The organism is Thaumasiovibrio clandestinus, assembly GCF_047250365.1.
Classification (GTDB): domain Bacteria; phylum Pseudomonadota; class Gammaproteobacteria; order Enterobacterales; family Vibrionaceae; genus Thaumasiovibrio.
Genome location: NZ_JBLBVL010000024.1, coordinates 26,235 through 49,194, shown reverse-complemented (window position 1 = coordinate 49,194; position 22,960 = coordinate 26,235). Strand labels below are relative to the sequence as shown.

General features: G+C 46.9%; 24 protein-coding genes. 15 read left to right on the top strand and 9 right to left on the bottom strand.

Translation table 11 applies throughout. The annotated features are described in order from the left end of the window. The 11 genes from ACKLNH_RS19515 to lipA all read left to right on the top strand — a co-directional run. Nucleotides 1-617, top strand: a 617-nt coding sequence (locus ACKLNH_RS19515) for an LPS-assembly lipoprotein LptE (protein WP_413113941.1), incomplete at its 5' end; no start/stop codon positions are given. 4 nt (nt 618-621) lie between these two features. Next, nucleotides 622-1,656 carry a DNA polymerase III subunit delta gene (holA, locus tag ACKLNH_RS19510; protein WP_413113940.1) on the top strand — a complete coding sequence of 345 codons (1,035 nt, stop codon included), beginning with the start codon at nt 622-624 and terminating at the stop codon, nt 1,654-1,656. Nucleotides 1,657-1,812: 156 nt separating this feature from the next. Next, nucleotides 1,813-2,130 (top strand): ribosome silencing factor, encoded by a 318-nt coding sequence (gene rsfS, locus ACKLNH_RS19505; RefSeq protein WP_413113939.1) that lies wholly within the window; start codon nt 1,813-1,815, stop codon nt 2,128-2,130. Nucleotides 2,131-2,137: 7 nt separating this feature from the next. Then, a complete protein-coding gene (rlmH, locus tag ACKLNH_RS19500; protein ID WP_413113938.1) occupies nt 2,138-2,608 on the top strand; it encodes a 23S rRNA (pseudouridine(1915)-N(3))-methyltransferase RlmH in 471 nt (156 codons plus the stop codon). 6 nt (nt 2,609-2,614) lie between these two features. Continuing rightward, entirely contained in the window at nt 2,615-4,546 is a 1,932-nt protein-coding gene (gene mrdA, locus ACKLNH_RS19495) for a penicillin-binding protein 2 (protein WP_413113937.1), read from the top strand. Further along, complete coding sequence (gene rodA, locus ACKLNH_RS19490) at nt 4,543-5,667, top strand: rod shape-determining protein RodA (RefSeq protein ID WP_413113936.1); 1,125 nt, start codon at nt 4,543-4,545, stop codon at nt 5,665-5,667. The genes mrdA and rodA overlap by 4 nt, the downstream gene beginning before the upstream one ends. Then, nucleotides 5,667-6,545: a septal ring lytic transglycosylase RlpA family protein gene (locus tag ACKLNH_RS19485; protein WP_413113935.1), complete on the top strand. Its 879-nt coding sequence runs from the start codon at nt 5,667-5,669 to the stop codon at nt 6,543-6,545. The genes rodA and ACKLNH_RS19485 overlap by 1 nt, the downstream gene beginning before the upstream one ends. Nucleotides 6,546-6,607: 62 nt before the next feature. After that, on the top strand, nt 6,608-7,780 hold the full coding sequence (locus ACKLNH_RS19480) for a serine hydrolase (RefSeq protein ID WP_413113934.1): 1,173 nt from the start codon (nt 6,608-6,610) through the stop codon (nt 7,778-7,780). Between the two features lie 65 nt (nt 7,781-7,845). Beyond that, a complete protein-coding gene (gene ybeD / locus ACKLNH_RS19475; protein WP_413113933.1) occupies nt 7,846-8,118 on the top strand; it encodes a DUF493 family protein YbeD in 273 nt (90 codons plus the stop codon). A gap of 170 nt (nt 8,119-8,288) precedes the next feature. Next, entirely contained in the window at nt 8,289-8,936 is a 648-nt protein-coding gene (gene lipB / locus ACKLNH_RS19470) for a lipoyl(octanoyl) transferase LipB (protein WP_413113932.1), read from the top strand. Further along, complete coding sequence (lipA, locus tag ACKLNH_RS19465; protein WP_413113931.1) at nt 8,936-9,901, top strand: lipoyl synthase; 966 nt, start codon at nt 8,936-8,938, stop codon at nt 9,899-9,901. The genes lipB and lipA overlap by 1 nt, the downstream gene beginning before the upstream one ends. 89 nt (nt 9,902-9,990) lie before the next feature. Here lipA and bamC read toward each other — a convergent pair whose 3' ends face one another. Both bamC and dapA read right to left on the bottom strand, forming a co-directional pair. After that, nucleotides 9,991-11,019 carry an NlpB/DapX family lipoprotein gene (bamC, locus tag ACKLNH_RS19460; RefSeq protein ID WP_413113930.1) on the bottom strand — a complete coding sequence of 343 codons (1,029 nt, stop codon included), beginning with the start codon at nt 11,017-11,019 and terminating at the stop codon, nt 9,991-9,993. Between the two features lie 14 nt (nt 11,020-11,033). Further along, complete coding sequence (gene dapA / locus ACKLNH_RS19455) at nt 11,034-11,912, bottom strand: 4-hydroxy-tetrahydrodipicolinate synthase (protein ID WP_413113929.1); 879 nt, start codon at nt 11,910-11,912, stop codon at nt 11,034-11,036. Between the two features lie 238 nt (nt 11,913-12,150). On the opposite strand from dapA, the gene ACKLNH_RS19450 reads away from it, so the two are divergent. Beyond that, nucleotides 12,151-12,699 (top strand): glycine cleavage system transcriptional repressor, encoded by a 549-nt coding sequence (locus ACKLNH_RS19450; RefSeq protein ID WP_413113928.1) that lies wholly within the window; start codon nt 12,151-12,153, stop codon nt 12,697-12,699. Beyond that, nucleotides 12,696-13,163: a thioredoxin-dependent thiol peroxidase gene (gene bcp / locus ACKLNH_RS19445; RefSeq protein WP_413113927.1), complete on the top strand. Its 468-nt coding sequence runs from the start codon at nt 12,696-12,698 to the stop codon at nt 13,161-13,163. Before ACKLNH_RS19450 ends, bcp begins: the two co-directional genes overlap by 4 nt. Nucleotides 13,164-13,241: 78 nt before the next feature. Here the strand turns inward: bcp and ACKLNH_RS19440 are convergent, their stop codons facing one another. After that, nucleotides 13,242-14,306, bottom strand: coding sequence for an AI-2E family transporter (locus ACKLNH_RS19440; RefSeq protein WP_413113926.1), 1,065 nt, complete (start codon nt 14,304-14,306; stop codon nt 13,242-13,244). Then, entirely contained in the window at nt 14,291-14,542 is a 252-nt protein-coding gene (locus tag ACKLNH_RS19435; RefSeq protein ID WP_413113925.1) for a sulfurtransferase TusA family protein, read from the bottom strand. The genes ACKLNH_RS19440 and ACKLNH_RS19435 overlap by 16 nt, the downstream gene beginning before the upstream one ends. 100 nt (nt 14,543-14,642) lie before the next feature. On the opposite strand from ACKLNH_RS19435, the gene bepA reads away from it, so the two are divergent. Further along, nucleotides 14,643-16,088 (top strand): beta-barrel assembly-enhancing protease, encoded by a 1,446-nt coding sequence (gene bepA / locus ACKLNH_RS19430; RefSeq protein WP_413113924.1) that lies wholly within the window; start codon nt 14,643-14,645, stop codon nt 16,086-16,088. 89 nt (nt 16,089-16,177) lie between these two features. On the opposite strand, the gene ACKLNH_RS19425 is transcribed toward bepA, so the two are convergent. The 5 genes from ACKLNH_RS19425 to ACKLNH_RS19405 form a co-directional block, all read right to left on the bottom strand. After that, nucleotides 16,178-17,068, bottom strand: coding sequence for an EamA family transporter (locus ACKLNH_RS19425; protein WP_413113923.1), 891 nt, complete (start codon nt 17,066-17,068; stop codon nt 16,178-16,180). A gap of 3 nt (nt 17,069-17,071) precedes the next feature. Next, nucleotides 17,072-17,767, bottom strand: a complete 696-nt coding sequence (locus tag ACKLNH_RS19420) for an HAD family hydrolase (protein ID WP_413113922.1) — start codon at nt 17,765-17,767, stop codon at nt 17,072-17,074. 108 nt (nt 17,768-17,875) lie between these two features. Continuing rightward, on the bottom strand, nt 17,876-19,618 hold the full coding sequence (locus tag ACKLNH_RS19415; protein WP_413113921.1) for a putative 2-aminoethylphosphonate ABC transporter permease subunit: 1,743 nt from the start codon (nt 19,616-19,618) through the stop codon (nt 17,876-17,878). After that, nucleotides 19,615-20,676 carry a putative 2-aminoethylphosphonate ABC transporter ATP-binding protein gene (locus ACKLNH_RS19410; protein ID WP_413113920.1) on the bottom strand — a complete coding sequence of 354 codons (1,062 nt, stop codon included), beginning with the start codon at nt 20,674-20,676 and terminating at the stop codon, nt 19,615-19,617. The genes ACKLNH_RS19415 and ACKLNH_RS19410 overlap by 4 nt, the downstream gene beginning before the upstream one ends. Before the next feature lie 103 nt (nt 20,677-20,779). Beyond that, nucleotides 20,780-21,790, bottom strand: coding sequence for a putative 2-aminoethylphosphonate ABC transporter substrate-binding protein (locus ACKLNH_RS19405; RefSeq protein ID WP_413113919.1), 1,011 nt, complete (start codon nt 21,788-21,790; stop codon nt 20,780-20,782). Nucleotides 21,791-22,045: 255 nt separating this feature from the next. Here ACKLNH_RS19405 and ACKLNH_RS19400 point away from each other — a divergent pair, with 255 nt between their 5' ends. Beyond that, complete coding sequence (locus tag ACKLNH_RS19400; protein WP_413113918.1) at nt 22,046-22,960, top strand: LysR substrate-binding domain-containing protein; 915 nt, start codon at nt 22,046-22,048, stop codon at nt 22,958-22,960.

Genomic DNA, 22,960 nt, shown 5'->3' with positions numbered 1-22,960 from the left:
CTGTGACTACACTGTACCGCCTTAGTCTGATCGGCGTATTTACACTCTTACTTACTGCGTGCGGCTTCCAGCTAAGAAGTACCAGTTTATTGCCTGAAGAGCTATCTGAAATATCCGTTAGCAGCTATGATCGCTTTGGATCTTTCCGACGCATAATGGAGCATCAACTAACCTTAGCAGGCATTTCAACTGTTCCCGCCCATGCTGATATACCTCACTTGCGCATCATCCGAGAAGGACTGTCCGAACACACGTTATCGCTGTATCAAAATAGCCGCAAAGCCGAATATGCACTATCGATGCGCGTCAGTTACGCGATTACCGTACCTGGCAAAGGGACATTGAACCTAACCACGCAGGTAAATCGTACATTTTTGGACAACCCACAAACCGCATTGGCAAAATCGGTCGAGCGTGACATGGTAAGAAACGAGATGCGCGAACAAGCCGCTTCACAAATTGTACGCCAACTTGCTCGTGTAAATCGCCTCTATGACGAGAGAGGGGCAGGCGACGTCTCGGAACTCAATCAAGAAGACGGGTTTAACGACGACGCCAATTATTACGAAGAGACCGGTTTTTACGAAGAAACTGAGTATTACGAGGCAATAGACTAGCCCTATGCGCACTTATCCAGAAGCGCTGGGTAGCCAATTATCACGTTCGCTACAACAGAGCTACCTCTTACTTGGCAATGAACCACTACTAAAATCAGAGGTTAGCCGAGATATTTTTAAAGCTGCTCGCCAAGCGGGTTTTGAAGAAAAACATCACTTTGCCATAACGAACCAACTTGACTGGCAAGAGGTCTTCGACTGTTGCCAAGCATTGAGCCTATTTTCGCAACGTCAAGTGATCAGCTTAGAGATGCCTGATACAGGCCTAACTGCGCCACAAAGCAAGCAGTTGGTCAACCTCGCTGAAATGTTACATAGCGATATCTTGCTGGTTATCTTTGGCCCACGCATAAACAAACGCCAAGAGAGCGCCCAGTGGTTTAAAGCTCTCACAAAAGCCGGTGTTTGGGTGCCTTGTAATAGTCCCGAACTGCGTCAACTTCCTCGCTTTATCCAACAGCGTTGCCAAACATTGAAGCTTCAAGCCGATCCTGAGTCGGTTCAGTTTTTAGCTCAGCTACATGAGGGCAATTTACTGGCCTTAGCGCAAAGCCTTGAGAAACTGGCTTTACTCTTTCCTGATGGGCAACTTACGTTGGTGCGATTGGAAGAGGCACTAAGCAGCCATAGCCACTATACGCCATTTCAGCTCGTTGATGCCCTGCTTGCTGGGCAAACAAAACGGGCCCAACGCGTATTGCAGCGCTTAGAAGGAGAAGGGGTTGAACCCATTATCATTCTTCGCACGCTACAAAGAGAGTTAATGCAACTTAACAAAATCCACGAGCTGGGTATGAAAGGGCAAACTCTCCAAATAACATTTGAGCAGCTAAAAATATGGCAAACACGTAGGCCTTTGATAACAGGGGCATTGCAGCGATTACCTCGTGCTAAAGTCATTATGCTACTGTCGCTACTCGCGGCCTTAGAAATTGAAGCCAAAACCGAATATGACAATGCGATTTGGTCAAGGTTACGTCAATTCTCGATCGAAATGTGTGGTCTTGCTGTCAAGCCATTGACTGCCTACTTGCCCTGAGTAGCGCGAATGCTATACTCCTGCGCTCAAATCAAATGAAAGCCCGCAGAATACGACTCTGTGTGTTTATTATAGGTAGTGATTCTGCCTAAAACTGCAACGACATTAAGTCGCATTAATTGATGTGGCTTTTTGACACCAACCTGAGGATATACCTTGCAAGTACAAGACCTTCAAGACTTTATTGTAGATAAAGTTGATGATATGAAAGCCGCCGATATCGTAACCATAGATGTTCGTGGAAAATCGAGCATTACAGAAGTGATGGTAATTTGTACCGGTAACTCCAATCGCCATGTTGCTTCTATTGCAGATCATGTTGAAAAAGAGAGCAAAGCCATCGACTACCCTCCTTTTGGCATTAGTGGACAAGTTGATGCTGAATGGGTCATCGTTGATATGGGCAGCGTAATGCTACATATCATGCAAAACAGCGCACGTGAACTATACCAACTAGAAAAGCTGTGGAGCTGATCTAACCATGAAGTTACAATTAATTGCTGTTGGTACGAAGATGCCCAAATGGGTTGAAGAAGGCTACAAAGAATATAGCCGCCGTTTTCCCAAAGACATGCCTTTAGAGTTGATCGAAATTTCAGCTGGTAAACGAGGGAAGAATGCAGATATCGCCCGTATTCTGCAAAAAGAAGGCGAAGCTATGCTCGCTGCCGTACCAAAAGGCAACAGAATTGTAACTCTAGATATTCCCGGAAAGCGCTGGGATACCCCGCAACTGGCTGAACAGCTTGATAGCTGGAAGCTAGATGGGCGTGATGTGTCTATCTTGATTGGGGGGCCAGAGGGACTCGCCCCTGCTTGCAAGGCGGCCGCTGATCAAAGCTGGTCATTGTCCCCCTTGACACTCCCCCACCCGCTCGTGCGTGTCGTGATGGCTGAAAGCCTGTATCGTGCCTGGAGTATCACCGCTAACCACCCTTACCATCGGGAATAATTCGTCATGAGACAAAAGCGTAGCCAGATCCGCGACTATCGGGCTGAGTCGGCACTCTTTTTCCGCCGAGCTCTTGTCTCTTTTGCGGGTATTCTTGTTCTGGTCGGCCTACTTTTGATTAATCTGTATAATATTCAGGTTAAACAGTTCGATGATTATGCGACTCGGTCAAATGACAACCGAATAAAATTCGTACCTGTCGCACCAAATCGCGGCCTCATTTACGATCGCAATGGCATTGTGCTGGCTGAAAATCTGCCCGTTTTTTCTTTGGAAATCACGCCAGAGCAAGCCGGCGATACCGCTAAAACCATCTCGGCGCTCAGTGAACTTATTGAACTAAGTGATGCTAATATTGCGCGCTTTGAACGCGAACGGCGTCGTACCCGACGCTTTAATACCATCGCGATAAAAGATCAGCTCAGTGAAGAAGAAGTCGCTCTCTTCTCTGTCAACCAACACCGTTTTCCTGGTGTCGAAGTTCGTGCTCACCTTAAACGTCACTATCCATTCGGTGATGCCCTTACCCACGCCCTTGGTTATGTCGCCCGTATTAATGACCGCGATATTGATCACCTAGAGCGCGAAGAAAAAATTAATAACTATCGTGCAACCCGTGATATTGGCAAGATCGGAATAGAACGTTACTACGAAGATCTATTGCACGGGACATCTGGCTATCAAGAAGTTGAAGTGAACAGCCGAGGCCGAGTGATCCGAACGCTCAAATATGTCCCACCTGTTGCAGGGGTGGATATTTACCTAAATATCGACATTGATTTACAGCTTTATGTGCAGAAAAAACTCACTAAGCAGATCATCAATGAAGAGACAGGAGAGGTAAAAGAGGTTCAGAAACGCGGCGCTGTGGTTATTCTTGATCCGAATGACGCGTCTATATTGGCTATGGTCTCTAGCCCGAGTTACGACCCTAATCTGTTTGTGCATGGCATTTCAGCGTCAGATTATCGTGCCTTGCTCAATGACAACAGTCGCCCTCTAGTTAACCGTGTAACGCTGGGTGTCTACCCACCAGCGTCCACAGTAAAACCTTATCTCGCCGTTGCGGCATTGCAAGAGCGAGTTATTACCCCCCAAACCACCCGTAACGACCCCGGCTATTGGCATATTCCTAACTCCAATACCCGCCCCTTCCGAGACTGGAAACGTTGGGGACATGGTAAGGTTAATATTAGTAAAGCTATCGAAGAATCTGTTGATACCTTCTTTTATCAAATGGCCTATGACTTAGGGATCGACAGAATATCCAGTTGGATGTATCGCTTTGGTTTTGGTGACCTGACGGGTATTGATATTTTTGAAGAGAGCCGCGCCAACATGCCAACCCGTGCATGGAAGCAAGCACGTCATAAAGAACCTTGGTATAAAGGAGACACCATTCCAGTTGGAATTGGTCAGGGTTATTGGACTGCAACCCCTATTCAAATGGCAAAGGCCACCAATGTGTTAATTAATTCGGGGCAAGTCGATGCACCACAGCTTCTTATGCGTATTGCTGACAACAATGCCGAAATTATTCCACGCCCGTTCCCTGATATTGATGATGTTAACCGCCGTTATTGGGAGATTGCCAAAGATGGCATGCGTCGTGTTAACCATGGCGTCACTGGGACAGCTCGACGCAGCTTTGCCGATGCAAAATACACCTCTGGCGGTAAGACTGGCACAGCACAAGTCTTTGGCTTGGCAGAAGATCAAGAGTACGATGCGGATGAAATTGAAGAGCATTTGCGTGACCATGCACTCTATGTCGCCTTTGCGCCTTACGAAGAACCTGAACTCGTGATTTCGATGGTGCTTGAAAATGCGGGTGGCGGTTCGGCCAATGCGGCCCCGTTAACCCGACAGATTTTCGATCATATGCTCGTTGAGCCAGAACCTGAGGATAAGATAATCGAAAAGGTGATCACCCGATGAATACCCTGTCTTCCGTGACTGGAAATAAAAAATCACTTTTTGAGCGCATTCACTTAGATCTGCCACTGCTATTAGGGCTTCTGGCTGTCACCGCTTTTGGCCTATTGGTTATGTGGAGTGCGAGCGGCCAAAATACAGCCATGATGGAAAGGCAAGCCATTCGTATTGTCATCGCCTTTGGTGTGATGTTTGTTTTAGCTCAAATACCGCCACGTCAGTACGAGTATTGGGCACCTTATCTTTACGCGCTGGGCGTTGTACTGCTGTTGGGTGTGCTCTTTTTCGGTGTGTCATCAAAAGGGGCACAGCGTTGGTTAGATTTAGGTTTTGTTCGCTTCCAGCCCTCAGAATTATTAAAGCTCGCCGTGCCGTTGATGGTCGCGCGCTTTATCGGTAGCCAACCGCTCCCTCCTAAGCTGAAAAATATTGTTCTTGCTTTAGTTATGATTCTGGTGCCCACCATTCTGATCGCAAAACAGCCCGACTTAGGCACGTCGATCCTCATTGCCGCATCAGGAATATTTGTACTATTTTTGTCCGGCATAAGCTGGCGACTCATCGCGTCTGCTGGAGTTCTGGGCGCCTCTTTTATGCCGGTGCTATGGTTCTTTTTGATGCGCGATTACCAACGCGTTCGAGTGCGTACCTTATTTAACCCTGAGTCTGATCCTCTTGGTGCTGGCTATCATATTATCCAATCGAAAATCGCCATCGGCTCTGGGGGAGTGACAGGCAAAGGCTGGTTACAAGGCACACAGTCACAATTAGAGTTCTTACCCGAGCGTCATACTGACTTCATTTTTGCCGTTATTGGTGAAGAGTGGGGGTTAACGGGCATTGTGGCATTATTTGCACTGTACCTCTTTATTATTGGCCGCGGCCTACTGCTTGCCAGTCGCGTACAAAGTGCGTTTGGGCGTATGATGTCGGGAAGTGTTGTTTTAAGCTTTTTTGTCTATATTTTTGTAAATGTCGGAATGGTTAGCGGAATTTTACCCGTTGTTGGCGTACCGTTACCCTTAGTCAGTTATGGTGGTACATCCATGGTGACGTTGATGGCCGGCTTCGGCATATTAATGTCTATTCATACTCACCGCAAAATGTTATCAAAGGCCAACTAATGCAACGCAGACTGTATTCACTCTCTATTATATTGCTATTAGCAGCGTGTCAATCATCCCCACCATCAGGTCGCTACGCACTGGACGATGACGTAGCACCAGAGCAAACCCCAACTGTTATTCATCTGGATGACGCTCAGCCGCGCTATGAACCATACAGCCTAGCAGGCAATAGAGACTATACGCTACGTGGTGAAAGCTACACCATCATTCAAGATAGTGCTGAGTTTAGCGAAGAAGGCCTAGCGTCATGGTATGGCAAAAAGTTCCACGGCCACCTCACGTCGAACGGTGAGGTGTACGACATGTATTCGATGACAGCGGCACACAAAACACTCCCTCTCCCTAGTTATGTTACGGTAACAAACTTGGATAATGGCCACAGTGTGATTGTTAGAGTCAATGATCGCGGACCTTTCCACGAGGGCCGTGTTATTGACCTTAGTTACGCTGCAGCGAAAAAAATTGGCGTAATCAAAACCGGAACGGCACCAGTCCGTGTTGAAATCATCACTGTCGATAAACCGAGCGATGATGAAATTCATACCCTTCACCAATACGACTACTACGTGCAACTGGCCGCGGTAAATGATCCCACGATTAGCTTGGCACAAGCCGCCCCTATCGCAGAGCAGTTCGCCACAGAAGCACTCAGTATCAATGATGAAACAAGCAATTTAACCCGTGTTCGATTAGGGCCAATCACGAACAAAGCATTGGCGAAGCAAGTGAAAGACGCTGCGATTGCCAACGGTTTTAGTGCCGCCTACATTATTACCTCATCACACCAACGTGAGGTAATCGACGGGGTGACAAGCTCTGCGGCGATGACGTCGCAATTTACGCCACAACATAAACCGACTCTTACTGACGAATAACATTATTTCCTTTTTAAATTTGTTATAGTCACACTTCATTACAGTAATTATAAAAAATTTATATGTTTAAAATAGCTTTGCGTACGATGCCAGCGGCTTGTCTGGCTGCTTCTTTCTCTTGGCCAGTGATGGCCGCTATATCACCAACGCCAACTGCACCGTCTATCGATGCTAAAGGCTATGTCTTGCTCGATTACAATTCGGGGCAAATCATTAGTGAGAAAAATGCCCATGAGACCCTCAATCCAGCAAGCCTGACCAAGATGATGACCAGCTATATTATTGGTCAGGAGATCAAACAGGGAAATATCTCGCTAGATGATGATGTTGTGATCAGTGAAAAGGCATGGGCTAAGAACTTCCCTGGCTCATCAAAAATGTTTATTGAAGTGGGCACCACAGTCAAAGTCGCGGATCTCAATCGTGGTATTGTTATCCAGTCTGGCAATGATGCTAGCGTTGCAATGGCAGAACATATCGCGGGTTCAAGTGATGCATTTGTGACATTAATGAATAATTGGGCGGCAAAACTGGCGATGGAAAATACCCAATACGCCAACCCTCATGGTCTCGATAACGACAACCTATATACCACACCTTACGATATGTCGCTGCTGGCTCAAGCACTGATCCGCGATGTGCCAGAGGAGTTTTCTCTCTATAGCGAAAAGTCATTTACCTATAACGGCATTACCCAATATAACCGTAATAGCTTACTTTGGGATTCCAGCTTAAATGTCGATGGCATGAAGACAGGCCATACTAGCAAGGCCGGCTACAGCTTAGTTAGCACCGCGACTCAAGATCACATGCGCCTCATTGCGGTGGTTATGGGAACAGATAGCCCTGAAGCCCGTAGCGCTGAAAGTAAGAAACTCCTCAATTATGGTTTCCGTTTCTTTGACACCGTTGCTCTGCACCAGCAAGGCGATGTATTGGCAACAGAGCGGGTATGGCTAGGTCAGCAACCAGATGTGGCACTAGGCGTTATGCAAGATATTCAACTTACGGTTCCTCGTGCTCAAGTGGAAGATCTGACGGCGAACTTCAGCATTGACGAAGTGCTGGAGGCACCACTGCAACAAGGACAACAGATTGGTAGCGTTAACTACCAAATGGATGGCACCACCATTGCCACTTTTCCGTTAGTCACCATGGAAGCCGTTGAAGCGGGTAGCTGGTTTAGCCAGCTGATCGATCGCATAAAACAGTACTTTAGTAACCTGTTTAGCTGATTACTTGAGTTCTTGGGGACAAGCGATTAATATGCCCCGCTATACCATTTTTGCTGGAGTTCGTTATGCAACAACCACAGGCTACGCTACGGGACCTGCTTGATTTTCCGTGCTCATTCACTTACAAAGCAGTAGGTGCAGCCAAACCTGAACTACCGGACTTGGTTTTGGAAGTGATCCAACGCCATGCACCGGGTGACTATACCCCGCGTGTAAAGCCTAGCGCGAAGGGAAATTTTCACTCAGTCTCTGTTTCGATTACCGCAACATCGATTGAGCAGGTAGAGATTCTATACAAAGAGTTGGCAGCGATCGATATCGTCAAAATGGTATTGTAAGCCCTCATTGAATTCATTTCTAACGGCCACTGTTGTGGCCGTTTTTTTATGCTTGAAATTCAACCTTGTAGCAATCGCGTAACATATCCACCCGCAATTCTTTAATCTCTGTAACGGATCAGGTATGCTCAGTACGGAAAGGATATTACCATTCACAGTGGGCAAACGCAGTGCAATCAGAACTTATTATTCGCCATTTGGGCTTATGTGACTACCAGACAACCTATCAGGCTATGCATGACTTCACCGATCATCGTGATGCAGACACGCCTGATGAGTTGTGGTTGGTTGAACACCGCCCGGTGTTTACCCAAGGTCAAGCAGGAAAAGAAGAACACCTCCTCAATACCGCTGATATCCCTATATTTCAAAGCGATCGTGGAGGCCAAGTCACCTATCATGGGCCTGGCCAACTGGTTGCTTATGTATTGGTCGACTTACGGCGCCGAAAACTGGGCGTTCGCGATCTGGTCACGCACATTGAAAGTAGCGTTATTGACACCTTAAAGACGTTTTCTATCGACGCCGAAGCGCGTCCAGATGCACCAGGCGTCTATGTCGGTTCACAGAAAATCTGTTCTTTAGGGCTACGTATTCGAAAAGGGTGTTCATTTCATGGCTTGGCTTTAAACGTTAATATGGATTTGTCTCCATTTCTACGTATTAACCCTTGCGGTTACGCAGGCATGGAGATGACGCAAACGGCTCAGCTCAACGGGCCAACACAGCTGTTAGATATTCACCCCATATTGGTTCAACATTTTGCTGCACAGCTGCGTTATAAGCAGGTGGTGTGGCCTACGGAAAGCAAAGTATAATGAGTAAACCTATACAGATGGAAACCGGAGTAAAGTACCGTGACGCCGATAAAATGGCCCTCATTCCGGTGAAACATGTCACGGAGCCAGCCGCAGAAGTATTGCGCAAGCCAGATTGGATGAAGATTAAACTTCCCGCAGACAATAAACGCATTCAAGATATCAAATCTGCAATGCGCAAAAATAAGCTACATTCCGTCTGCGAGGAGGCATCGTGCCCCAACCTTGCTGAGTGCTTTAACCACGGTACTGCGACGTTCATGATTCTGGGCGCAATCTGCACTCGCCGCTGTCCTTTCTGCGATGTAGGCCACGGTCGCCCATTGCCTCCTGATGAGAATGAACCTAGCAAACTTGCTCAAACGATAGCTGAAATGGCCCTACGTTATGTGGTTATCACGTCTGTCGATCGTGACGACCTGCGTGATGGTGGTGCACAACACTTTGCTGACTGTGTTGCACACATTCGTGCCAAGAGCCCTGATATCCGTATCGAAACATTAGTACCAGATTTTCGCGGTCGGATGGACATTGCCTTAGAGGTTTTAAATAGCTCACCGCCAGATGTGTTTAACCACAACTTAGAAACAGCGCCACGCCTCTATCGCCGCGCGAGGCCAGGTGCAAACTACCAATGGTCGTTAACACTGCTGAAAAAGTTTGGCGAGATGCACCCAACAATTCCTACTAAGTCTGGGTTAATGATGGGCTTAGGTGAAACCAAAGAAGAGATTATAGAGGTAATGAAAGATCTTCGTGCGCACGGAGTGACAATGCTAACTCTTGGTCAATACCTTGCGCCAAGCCGACATCACTTACCGGTAGAGCGTTACGTTCCACCAGAAGAGTTTGATGAGCTAAAACAGATTGCCCTTGATTTAGGCTTTACCCACGCCGCTTGTGGTCCATTTGTGCGCTCCTCTTACCATGCGGATCTGCAGGCAAAAGGAGTTGAAGTAAAATAGAACCGCAACGCTTATCTGGCTAACATTGTCCAGCCAACAGCAAAAAGGCCAGCAATAACTGGCCTTTTCATATTTCCATCTATTGGTTGCTATTCCATATCAGAGAATGACGCCAACGCCAAAGCGAATGTTTCTAACGCTTCTTCCGGAACAGGTTTACCTTTGTTATCGGTGACATTAATCGACGTACGGTTGCCAAGATCACCCAGTTGCAATGTATAGCTGCGATCATCTAAACGGATAGGCTTAATGCCAATCTCTTGCCAGTATTCATCGTTCGGCGCTTTAAATTTCACTTCAATCTCACCTTGAGAACGATTTCGTCCACTGATCGTGAAACCCGTTTGCTCAAGCAATATTGGTAAGCGCTCCCAGAAAACATCGTACTCAGCTCGCGCAATGATCACTGGTAATCCGCTACGATCTTGCCCCATATTCACTGCCACGCGCTTAACCTGTTGCTGAGCACGCAATAATGCTTGCTTACGTAACATTTGATCGTAGCGTGAGGTAATAATATTGGTCACAATGGTGTTGTAGCGCAGCGCGCTTAAGCGATCTGATTCTGCAGCTTCCACCCCCTGCTTGCGCCATTCAAGTAAGCGCACTTGAAAGCCGTAACGGTTGTCTTGTGAGACCTGGTTAATGCGATAGCGACTTTCAATACCGAAGTCTGCGTCACCTTCCTGTTCCCAAATTAGCCAGTCTGTTTCAATCAAGTTTGCTTCTTGCACCTTGATTGGCGTACCTTGCTCGACCATCGCCTCTTCAAGGACACGCCATACACGTTGTTGCTCTTCTTGTTGCTGCAACCACATTGTAATGGTTCCGTCCTCATCAATTTGAGTACGTGCACCGGGGATCAGTTCAAGTACTTGTACTGGAGAGCGGATGTCCACCTCATTACCAATACCTCCGCGATACTCTCCAGAAGGGATGACATAATCTGACATCTCAGAGAATTCTTTTCCTTCTGGCAACACCATTCCCTGTAATGGGGGGGTATCCAAATAATTAAAATCTTGTTTAGCCTGACGCCGTGATTCTGGATCTCTGGAACATGCCGCTAACAAAACAATTAACGAACCACTTAGTACAAGCTTTGAAGTGAACTTCATTACAACTCCTGAAATTACAACAACCCGGAATCAGTTAATGCAGTAGAAATGGTTGATTTTCCCTGCTCTGATAATGCCACCAATGGTAAGCGAACCACAGGAGACTCAATTAACTTCAACTGAGTTGCCGCCCACTTAACCGGTGTTGGGCTAGATTCAATAAATAAATTTTTATGTAATGGCATCAAACGACGGTCAATCGCACGCGCTTCTTCAAGCTGACCATTCAATGCTAATCCAAACATGGTCGCCATCTCTTTCGCAGCAATGTTCGCCGTAACAGAAATAACGCCATGTCCACCTAGGGCAACGAAGTCCAAACCTGTTTGGTCGTCACCGCTCAATTGGATAAAATCATGGCCACAAAGTTCCCGAGTAATGCTAACGCGTTTAAGATCGCCAGTCGCATCTTTAATACCAACAATATTCGGTAATTTAGCCAGCCTTGCTACCGTTTCTGGTAGTAAGTCAACGCCAGTTCGTGCGGGAACATTATATAGAATTTGAGGCACATCTGCTGATTCAGCAATTGCCTTAAAGTGTTGATATAACCCTTCCTGAGTCGGACGGTTATAATAAGGGGTAACGGTCAAACAACCCGATATACCTGTATTGGCAAAGCGTTTATTAAAATCGACCGCTTCATGTGTGGCATTTGCACCCGTTCCGGCAATAACCTGAACACGTCCTGCCGCGAAAGCAATTGTCTTTAGAACAACCTCAACATGCTCATCAACACTCAGTGTGGCTGATTCACCCGTTGTTCCCATCGAAATAATAGCATCCGTTCCTGCTTCGATATGATATTCCACCAAACGTTGCAGGCTTTTGTAATCAACATTTCCCGCCGCATCTAGAGGCGTAATTAAAGCTACCATGCTTCCTTTAAACATGTCCTTCTCCCCTTATAGATCAGTGCTTCATGGTACTTTTGCCAATCAGGAAACACAAGCCTGACGAGGTTAAATTGGTGACAATATTAAAACTCGATGCCAAACCACGACATTCCTCCCCTTTTATTGATTAAAAAACTCAGTAATACTGGAAATCGCTAGCTTGATAACCATTTGTATTCCTATCATTTTGCGTTAACCTGACATTAGCGCTCAATCATAAAAGGAAAGCTCTTCGATGGACCACTACTTAGTCTTTACTGCAATGGGTCAGGATAGACCAGGGATATGTGACGAAGTTATCCAGCATATCAGTGACGCACCGTGCAATATCATTGATAGCCGTATCGGCAGTTTTGGTGATGAATTTACGCTAATTATGCTTATCTCCGGTTCTAAATTGGCCATTACGCAGATCGAACAGACCCTGCCGCGATTCGCACAGCAAAGGGCTCTTATTACCTTGCTAAAGCGCACCACTCCCCATCAGCATACCGTTACCGAGTATATGGCAGATTTCACCATCACATTAACCGACGCTCCCGCTATTATCGCAAAGTTTACCCACTTCCTTGCGACCCGAGACATAGACCTAACGACATTGCGTACCAATACAACGGACTGCGCTGATGGCAGTAAACAGCTATCAATTAATATCAGTAGTCGGCTCCCTGATGACTGCCACCTTATCGAATTACAAGAAGCCTTTACGGCGCTATGCCTATCGCTAAATGCCCAAGGCTCAGTCACCTTTAGTCAAAACAATATACAAGGAAGCTCCGCATGAACGACCTCGTCGTTGGCACACCTGCGCCAACATTTACCTTGTTAGATCAAAATGGCACCCCTGTCTCTTTGACCCAATTCAACGGTAAAAAAGTCTTACTCTACTTCTACCCTCGAGCGTCAACACCCGGTTGTACCGTACAGGCTCAAGGGTTACGTGACACCAAAGCTGAACTCGATGCTCGCAACGTTGTTGTCCTTGGTGTCAGTCCTGATACCCCGAAAAAACTCACTAACTTTAGCAACAAGCAAACGCTAAACTTCACATTACTGGCTGATGAAGACCACGCGGTTTGCGAGATGTACGGGGTTTGGCAACTCAAGAAGTTCATGGGACGTGAGAACATGGGGGTAGTGAGAACCAGCTTCCTGATTGATGAGTCTGGAAATATTGAGCACATCTTTAATAAGTTTAAAACCAAAGATCATCATGAAGTGGTTTTAAACTATTTAGATGCGAACTAAGGGACGCTATTTGAGCACTGTTTAGAAAAAAGGGGACAAGGTCCCCTTTCACTGCATTATGTTAAACGGTGTGTTCGCTTATTCTGCTTCCATGTGCTCAGGGGAAGGAAATGCTCGCCACACAGCCTTAACTAAGGTTGCTAACGGAATTGCAAAGAATACGCCCCAGAATCCCCACAAACCACCAAACACCAAGACCGCAATAATGATGGCAACGGGGTGTAAGTTTACTGCTTCAGAAAACAGTACAGGAACCAAGACATTTCCATCTAAAGCTTGCAAAACACCATAAGCGATTAATACCCACCAAGTTTCCCCACTCACTCCCCATTGAAACAGGGCCACCATCATGATTGGAACGGTAACGGCCGCAGCACCAATATAAGGAATTAGCACTGAAACACCAGCCAAGACACTTAGTAACACAGCATATTGCAAACCCAAAAACAGGAACATTACGTAGGCAACACTACCAACAATTAGGATTTCTGTTACTTTTCCGCGAATGTAATTGGATATCTGTTGGTTCATTTCAGTGCCAACTTTATCGGTTAAGCGGCGGTTACGAGGCAATATTGAACTCAGCGTTGTCAGCATCTCTTCTTTGTCTTTCAATAAAAAGAAGACCAGCAGAGGGACGAGGATCATATAGACAGCGATGGTCGCTATATTCACTAACGATGCCAGCGATCCTTTTAAGACACTCTCCCCAAGTCCCAACATTTTTAATCGCAATGAATCCATAACAATCAATACTTGTGTCTCATCCACTAGCTCGGGGTAACGCTCTGGAAGGCTCAAGACAAAGGCTTGAAAGCTGTTAAACATGTTCGGGATATCGGCAAGAAAATTCGCTACCTGACGCCATACTGTCGGGACTAAACCAAACACCGCCAATAACATAAGCCCCATAAATATCAGCACAACAATAACCACAGATAGCGTTCTTGGCGCACCAAGACGTACCAGACGCATAACTGGCCACTCCAGCAGGTATGCTAGAACAATCGCCGCCAGCACCGGTGCAATGAGGTGACCTAAAAAATAGATAGTTAAAAAACCAACCACCAACAACACGAGAAGCGCTGTTGCATGAGGATCTGAAAAGCGTTTTTTGTACCAGCCATTTAGCATTTCGAACATATTAATGTCTTCTTCTCTTTTTGTATCCGCAAAACCACAACAGGGTCTGGGCTAGGCATCATTGTTACTGAATATTGTTGCTGTTTCAAATAACGCTGTATGTCGGCAAGACTTGCTCTATCTTGTAGATAAACATCGATAACGTGATCTGAAGCCACTGTTGTAACAAATCGCTTAACCTTTAACAATGCCATAGGACAACGTTCTGATTTCAAATCAAGTATTTGTATTGTCATATTGATTTCCATAAAGGTATTATGTCCATCTAAGTAAACCTCGCCGAGGTTTTGTTGTCATACTTAGACTTAGAGAATAACTGAGGTACTCTCGTCCGTCATGTTTAAAAGATCCCTGCTTTACCAGTATTTACTAATTTCGTGCCTGACGATCACGCCTGCTACGGCCAATATCTCTTCACTGCCAGATATCGGTACCACAGCGGCGGCGACACTCACTATCGATAAAGAACGTGAGTATGGTGACGCCTACATGCGCATGATGCGTGCTAGCCAGCCAATTATTCGCGACCCGTTACTGAAAGAGTACCTAAATAGCTTGGGTGATCGCCTTGTTGCTAATGCTTCTGATGTTAGAACACCATTCAAATTTTTCTTAATTCAAAATCGTGATATCAATGCCTTTGCCTTTTTTGGCGGACATATCGGGGTACATAGTGGCCTGTTTCTGCATGCTAACACTGAAAGCGAGTTAGCTTCTGTACTCGCACATGAAATCGCTCACGTTACACAACGGCATTTAGCTCGCAGCATGGAAGAGCAAGCAAAGCGCTCCCCTGCTACAATGGCGGCGATGATTGGTTCTTTAATGCTCGCCATCGCGTCACCTGAAGCGGGAATCGCCGCACTACATGCCACCACTGCAGCATCCATGCAAGGACATATCAACTATACCCGTAGCAACGAGCGAGAAGCCGACCGGATTGGCATGACAACACTGGTCAACTCAGGCTTTGACCCCAAAGCGATGCCACGCTTTTTTGGCCGTATGGCAGAACAATACCGCTATGCCAGTACGCCTCCTGCAATGCTTCTCACCCACCCATTGCCAGAAGAGAGAATCACAGAGAGCCGCCAACGCGCTCAACAAATGGGCAGTATCAAGGATCCTGATGGGCAACGCTATTACCATGCCCGCTCGCGGATCATTGCCCGGTATGCCGGATTAGAAATCAATGCTGCGCAAGATTGGTTCAAGCGACAATTAGCGCAGAATAATCCAGAAAAAAAAGCAGCACTTGATTACGGCATGGCGTTACTACATATCGATCAAAATAACTTAGAGCAAGCCGAAGAACTATTGCTTCCGCTTATCGAGGCATCACCGTCTAACCGATTCTATCTTGACGCTATTACCGATTTGGATATCAAGAATAAACAGTTTGACCGTGCTATTACTCGGCTAAATAACGCTCTTAAACAGGCTCCAGGGAATGCCGTCTTGCGCCTAAATTTGGCGTATGCTTATCAAGAGGCTGAGCGCTACATGGACAGCATTCCAGTCCTTACTCGATATACCTTTGATTATCCACAAGATATCACCGGATGGTCGATGCTCAGTGTTGCTTACGCAAGAACAGGACAGCGTCCAGAAGAGCTCACCGCCCGTGCAGAGCAATTTGCCCTGCGTGGCAATTGGAATAGAGCTATTAGTGACTATATTAAGGCCAGCCAACTCGTTGAAAACGGCTCGATCAAACAGTCCATCTATGATGCGAGGATCGATCAACTTCGTATTGCTCGACAACGTTTTGAGGCCTTATAGATTACGCCTCTGTTCTGGCCATTACACGTCATAACAGCAAGCCTCTTCATGAGGCTTGTTGCTTTTTAGCCCAATAGCCAACTATACAATTAACCGACACTATTGGTTACAACCAACCCGACACACACTAACAACGCGCCAATCAAACGTGGTTTATAAGCGCGCTCCCCCAACCAGAATATCCCTAACACTAACCCAATCGGAATACTGAGCTGGCGCAGCGCTACCACATAGGTAACATTCTCAGTCATTGTCATTGCGTAGAGTACCAAGCCATACGTTATGCCGATCAACGCCCCCGCTTGAATAACAGGCAGTGGTTGGTTCAATACCTTACGCAAAGATTGTCGCGCCGATACGAGTGCCAACGCAGGGGCTAACCAAAGCGCAACGGTTAACGATTGTAAGGCAAGAAATAGCAATGACTGCCTCATGGCCGGCATAGTACTGACACTCTTATCTATCACCGCCAGCGCTGCGTTGTCCACCAGCGAATAACCCATCACACCCACAGCTGTTAGCAGCGCCCACGCACACGTAGGGTTAACATAGTTACGCCAGCTCCACTGTTTGAAACCATGCAGCGGCACCATCAAACAGCCAGTAGTTAACACAATCAGACCAAGCCAAACCAAGGGTGGTAAGTGCTTCCCCAGCGCCGCGCCAACAAGCGCAACCAGCAACACTGGCAGCGCCCTAGCTAATGGGTATACCGTGCCAATATCCCCCGCCCGATAAGCGTGAGATAAGGCCACCACATACAACACCTGGAAAAAACCGCTCGCTGCCAACAACCACCAAAACATCGCCGGCAGAGTCGCTAGCGGCGAGACCACCACCTGTGGCAATAAGATAACGCCCGGCACAACCGTGGCCAACGCTAAAAAAGCGGGGCCTTCACCTTGACGTTTACCAACCAAGTTCCAACTGGCGTGAAGCAGTGCCGATAGGCATATGATCAAAGCTGGGTAAGCACTCACCGCTTAGCCTGCTTCACAGAGCTGCCATTCAAGTTGTGGCCACCCTCGCGATGCCGCTTCAGATTGTAGTTGGGGACAACCATTCACGACGATGGGATGGTCGACTTCCAGTAACAAGGGCAGATCGTTTATCGAGTCAGAATAGAAATGGATTGAGCTGTAACTGCCACCACTCGTTTCAAGCCAACGTTGCAAGCGAATGACCTTGCCGTACTGATAACTTGGGATACCATCAATTTTGCCAGTGTAGTAACCATTTTCAATTTCAAGATCGACACCTTCTGCAGAGGGGATCCCCAGGTAGCGCCCCATCGCCTTAACTAAAAACGACGCACTGGCAGAGATAATCATGCAAGTAACATTGCGTTTTTGCAGCTCAGCCAACAGTGCATTCGCTTGCGGGAAAATATACTGTGCTGCCTGTTCACTGACATATCGATCTGCTAACGCATCAACCTGCTCAGCAGTCAGAGAACGAAGCGGTGACAAGCTAAACGCCATGTAGTCATCGAGATCCATCTCCCCTTGATAATAGAGATCCATCATCTCTTTGTCCTGAGCCAAAAATTGCTCATCGGCCATCTTTAGCTCTTCCACCACAAAGGTATGCCAAAGCACAGTAAGGTCATTACCGATCAGCGTCTCATCCATATCAAAGACAACAAGATCTGTCGCCGCTTCAGAGGTTTTCATTTTCATACAGGTATACCTAACCAGAGGCAGGTCGTACACCAGCCTCAATTTTTTAAGATTAGAGGACAATCAGCGCATTGAGTCAGTCATGATTCAATGCGCTAACAGGGGGAATTAGCGCGTACGCCAGCGCTGGGTGCGCTTAATTAACAAGTGGCTAAAGGCACCGTGGATCAGTCGAGCTGCAGCTGACGTTAGCATAATCATCACTGCCATCGCTGCCGCTGCGGCGGTATACCCCATCTCATCGAGGTGCATGACCGCAATGGATGCTAATACATTGTCCGTGGTGTAAAGGAATATCACCCCAGACGTCGTCGTCATCGCATTCACAAACAGGTAACTACCAATATCCAACAACGCGGGCAGTCCAACCGGAATAGAAATTTTCAAAAAGGCTTTGTATTGTGGAATTTTTAACGATGCAGCCACCGCTTCTATCTCAGCTGGGATCTGGCGCAGCGCCGTCAGTGCTGTCATATGACCCACGGTATACAGGTGAACCACCGTGCACACCACCAAAATTGTCATCGTGCCATAAAGGTTGTTTAATGGATTATCAGGCGAGTTGAAGAAGAAGATATACCCCAAACCCAATACCATGCCCGGTACCGCCATCGGCATCATCGCCATCAAGTGCAAGGCACTTCGCACCGGTTGCATGTCACGTCCTTTTTCCACACAGTATGCAACAACGAAGGTGAACAATGTCCCAATTAATGCCACTGACAAGGCCATCTTCACGGAATTATAGAACGGTGCCCAGCCATAGCTGATAAAACGCCCGAAATCATAATTCCCTAAGGTCAATGCTTTGTTATATGGCCAGAAACTCACTAATGAGCCATAAAACGCCATACCAATCACCACCATGATGGCTGTCGCCACACTCAAACAAAAGACAAATGCGCCGATATCTCTGATTTTACTTGGCTTTGGCTGATAGATCACCGAGCTGGTGCTCATCATACTTTGCTGCTTTTTACGAATACGGGTTTCAAGTGCAAATGAGAGCAGCGCAGGAAAAAGAAGCACGACTGAGGTGACCGCACCCATCGCAAAGTTATGTTGACCGATAACCTGTTTATATATATCCGTTGCTAATACGTTGTATTGCCCACCAATCACCTTCGCGACACCAAAATCGCACACCACCAAGGTAAAGATCACCACCATCGCGCTCATCAAACCATATTTTGCCCCTGGCAATGTCACGGTAAAAAACGTCCGTATCGGTGAGGTGCGCATGGCGCGAGCCGCTTCATAGAGACGCGCATCGGCGGTGGATAGGCCCGTGCTCATAATCAACAGCGCATGCGGAAAACACCAGAACACTAAACCAAGCACAATCCCAATAGGTCCATAGATGCTATTGCCCATTAGCCATGACTTCCAGATCCCTTGGTTGCCAAATAAGTAAACCAGCGAGATGGCAGGTAACAGTGAAGGCGCTAATATTGGTAGGCTACCTACCAACTTAAATAGGCGCTTTGCTGGCATACAGGTGCGAGTCAACGCATACGCGTAACAGAACGCCAATAAACCCACAATCGATGAAACGGCAATACAAATAAATAAGGTGTTGTAAATAGACTGGGTCAGTGCCGGATTATTGAGATAGTTTACGTAGTTAGCAAAGCCAATATACTCCCCACTGCGATCTTGAATACTTTTTACAAACATTGCGCCCAACGGCGCAATAAGACCAATGATCATCAACAAAGCGGCTGACAACAAGACCCCGCCCATCACCCATTGATCCGTGCTCATACGATTTAAAGTGTCTTTCGCTCGCCCGAAAAGCGGTAGAGATGTGGGCGAAATTAGCTTGGCATCGACGGCAGTTTGGACACTCATGCTGCAGCCCTCTCAAATACCTGACTATTGGCAACATCCCAAGTTAAGGTACACACCTCGCCTTGTGCCGGGAGGCCTCGTTTGGCTCGCTCTGCGGATACATCAACTTGGAGTAACGGCGCGTTGGGACTAACTTGACACTCTAGGCGCACAAATGCGCCCATAAACTCGATAGTCTTTACCGTCGCATTTAACCCTGATTCAGACTGGCCACCTATGCGGATTTGCTCAGGACGCAACGCCAGCGTTGCTTGCACACCTTTTACTGTCTGTGGAGAAGGAACGGTAATACCTTCAAGCTTAAGCTGATCACCATCGATCACATCGGCTGGCAGAAAGTTCATGGTGCCAACAAACTGAGCAACAAACTCTGATGCCGGATTGTTATAGACCTCTTCCGGGGTCCCCACCTGCTCAACCACACCATGGTTCATTACCACAATACGGTCTGCCATTGTCAACGCTTCTTCCTGATCATGGGTTACCATGATGGTAGTGATCCCTAACTTACGTTGCAGTTGGCATATTTCATGACGTAAATGCGTTCTTACTTTGGCATCCAGTGCGGACAACGGTTCATCGAGTAACAGTAAGCCCGGCGATAGGGCTAATGCTCTGACTAAGGCAACACGCTGCTGCTGCCCCCCAGAGAGTTGCGCAGGAAACTTTTCTTCATAGCCATCAAGATCAACAAGGTAGAGCCATTCACGCACTTTTTGCATCGCATGTTGCTTTTTCATACCACGATTGATCAAACCAAAGGCGATATTGTCAGCCACGTTCAGGTTTGGAAATAGCGCATAAGATTGGAATACAATACCGAAATCACGCTGCTCAGGCGGCAGTACAGTAATGTCACGACCGTTTTGCACAATTTGACCTTCACTTGGCAACTCTAAACCTGCAATTGCGCGCAATAACGTGGTTTTCCCACAGCCAGATGGACCAAGGAAGCAAACAAACTCACCGTCCTTTATATCCAATGAGATCCCTTTTAGCGCGGTAAAGTCGCCAAAACGTTTGATAAGGCGTTCAATATGCAGATAGTTCGTAGTCATTTCGGTATTTTACTCTCGTTAAATACGGTGTCTGGCACAATAAGACACAAAGTAGACCGCCATCGATAACAGCGGTCTTATTATTTTTTAGGTTGCTTAAGGGTTATTTTGCTTCAGATTTGCCGTCGAAGCGCTTAACCCACTCGCCGATAATGCGATCGTAGTTATCAGACGCCCAAGCAAAGTCATTCTCAATCATTAGCTCAGTGGCGTTATCTGGGTAAAACTCAACCGCTTCAGCAAGATGTGGCTTCGCAATCACTGGGTAGAATTTATTGTACTGACGGTTCGCTTCTGCTGAAGCAGCAAAATCAATCAACTTCTGTGCAGCGGCGAGTTTTGGTGTACCGTCGACAATGGCAGCCGCTTCCATATCCCAGCCCACGCCTTCTGTCGGGAAGATCATCTCGATTGGCGCGCCTTGTTGTTTCAACGTTGCACCACGGAAAGCAAATGAGATCCCCATTGTCGCTTCACCCGTTGCTGCAAGGTTACAAGGGGCTGAGCCCGAGTGAGTGTAACGAGCGATGTTGTCATGAAGGCCTTCCATGAACTCCCAACCCGCCTCTTCACCGAACTGTTGCAACCAACCTGACACGTCAAGGAAGCCGGTACCTGAAGAGGCTGGGTTTGGCATCACAATGTGACCCTTGTACTCAGGTTTGGTTAAATCCGCCCACGTTTGTGGCATCTCTAGGCCATTCTTTTCTGCTTCAATGGTGTTGAAACAAACGCCCGCAATCCACGCATCCATACCAATCCAATGTGGTACTTCACGGCTGTCGCGGAACTTTTCATCTAGCTTATCCAGCCCTTGTGGCGCATACGCTGCCAGCAAATCATCTTTATCTAGCACCATCATTGACGTTGCAGCAAGGCCCCAAATAACGTCTGCTTGCGGGTTGCTCTTCTCTGCCAATAAACGTGCCGTCACCACACTGGTTGAATCGCGCATAAAGTTAAGTTTGATATCTGGATACTCAACATTGAACGCAGCCTCTAGCGCACGGATTTGCTCAATTTCAAACGCGGTATAAACGGTTAACTCTTCTTGAGCAAACGCAGCTGAACTACATGTCGCGGCAACCAATGAAGCTAATAAAACCTTTTTCATTACAATCTCCATAACCAAATATTCGTTGCCGCCAACATTCTTGGCAGCAGTTAAGTTGCTGCCTAAGTTAACCACCAATAATTAAAGCAAAGTGACAATAAAATGATTATTTCAACCTTTTTAGTTAAGCTAGGCTTAAGTTATTGGTCATCCGTATGTCATGGTGTTAAGTAAAACTAATTTCATTATTTGGTCATATTTTTGACATCTACTCTTCTTACAGTGCTGACTGTATCCCTCTGGAGTGTCGTGCCCATGTTGCCCCCACTAAAATCTCTGGTCGCATTTGAAGCTTGTGCTCGCCACCAATCCATTACCAAGGCAGCGCAAGAGTTGTTCGTCACTCAAGCCGCGATTAGCCAACATATAAAGGCACTTGAACAATATCTCGGATTTGCTCTGTTTAACCGAGAAAACCGTCGCCTAAAACTCTCGGTTCGTGGCCAACAATATTATCCGACCATTCACCAATCGCTGCGCGCGATCAGCCATCAAACTAAAGCCCTGACGCATAGAAATGAGCCGCAGCAGCTCTCCATTAAAGTTAATACGTCATTTGGTTACTATTGGCTGCTGCCGCAGCTGCAGGATTTTTGCAAAAACTATCCCTTTATCAACATTAAATTACACACTGAAGATTGGCCGCAGTTACAAGCGAATAAAACCAAGGTGGATATCGAGATTGTTAATGGGCAACCAAGTAGCGATGTTCATTCTGAGTTGATCTGCAAAGAGTATTGGATGGCGGTGTGTAGTCCGGAGTTTAAAGCGCAACACAGTGAGCTATTAGAACAATGCGCTTTAGAGCAACTACCTGGAATTTATGTTCGCGGCTACACCGAGGGTTGGCACGAGTGGTTGAACAGCAATACCTTGTCGAGCTCTCCACCTCTGCAGCAATATGAAGTCGACAGTACTATGATGGGGCTAGAGCTTGCTGCTCAAGGAGCGGGGATTATGCTGTGTCGCTCACTCAATGCGCTACCACTACTCAAAAGTCAACGTATCGTTGTCTTTAATGACTACACTATGTCATCCACCGATTGCCACTATTTACAGTTCGACCGCAACCATGCAACACCAAAAGTTACGCTGTTCACTAGCTGGCTACAGCAACGCTTTTTAGCGCTTCAGCCTGAGAAAATGCTCATTAATGCGCTGAAAAATTAA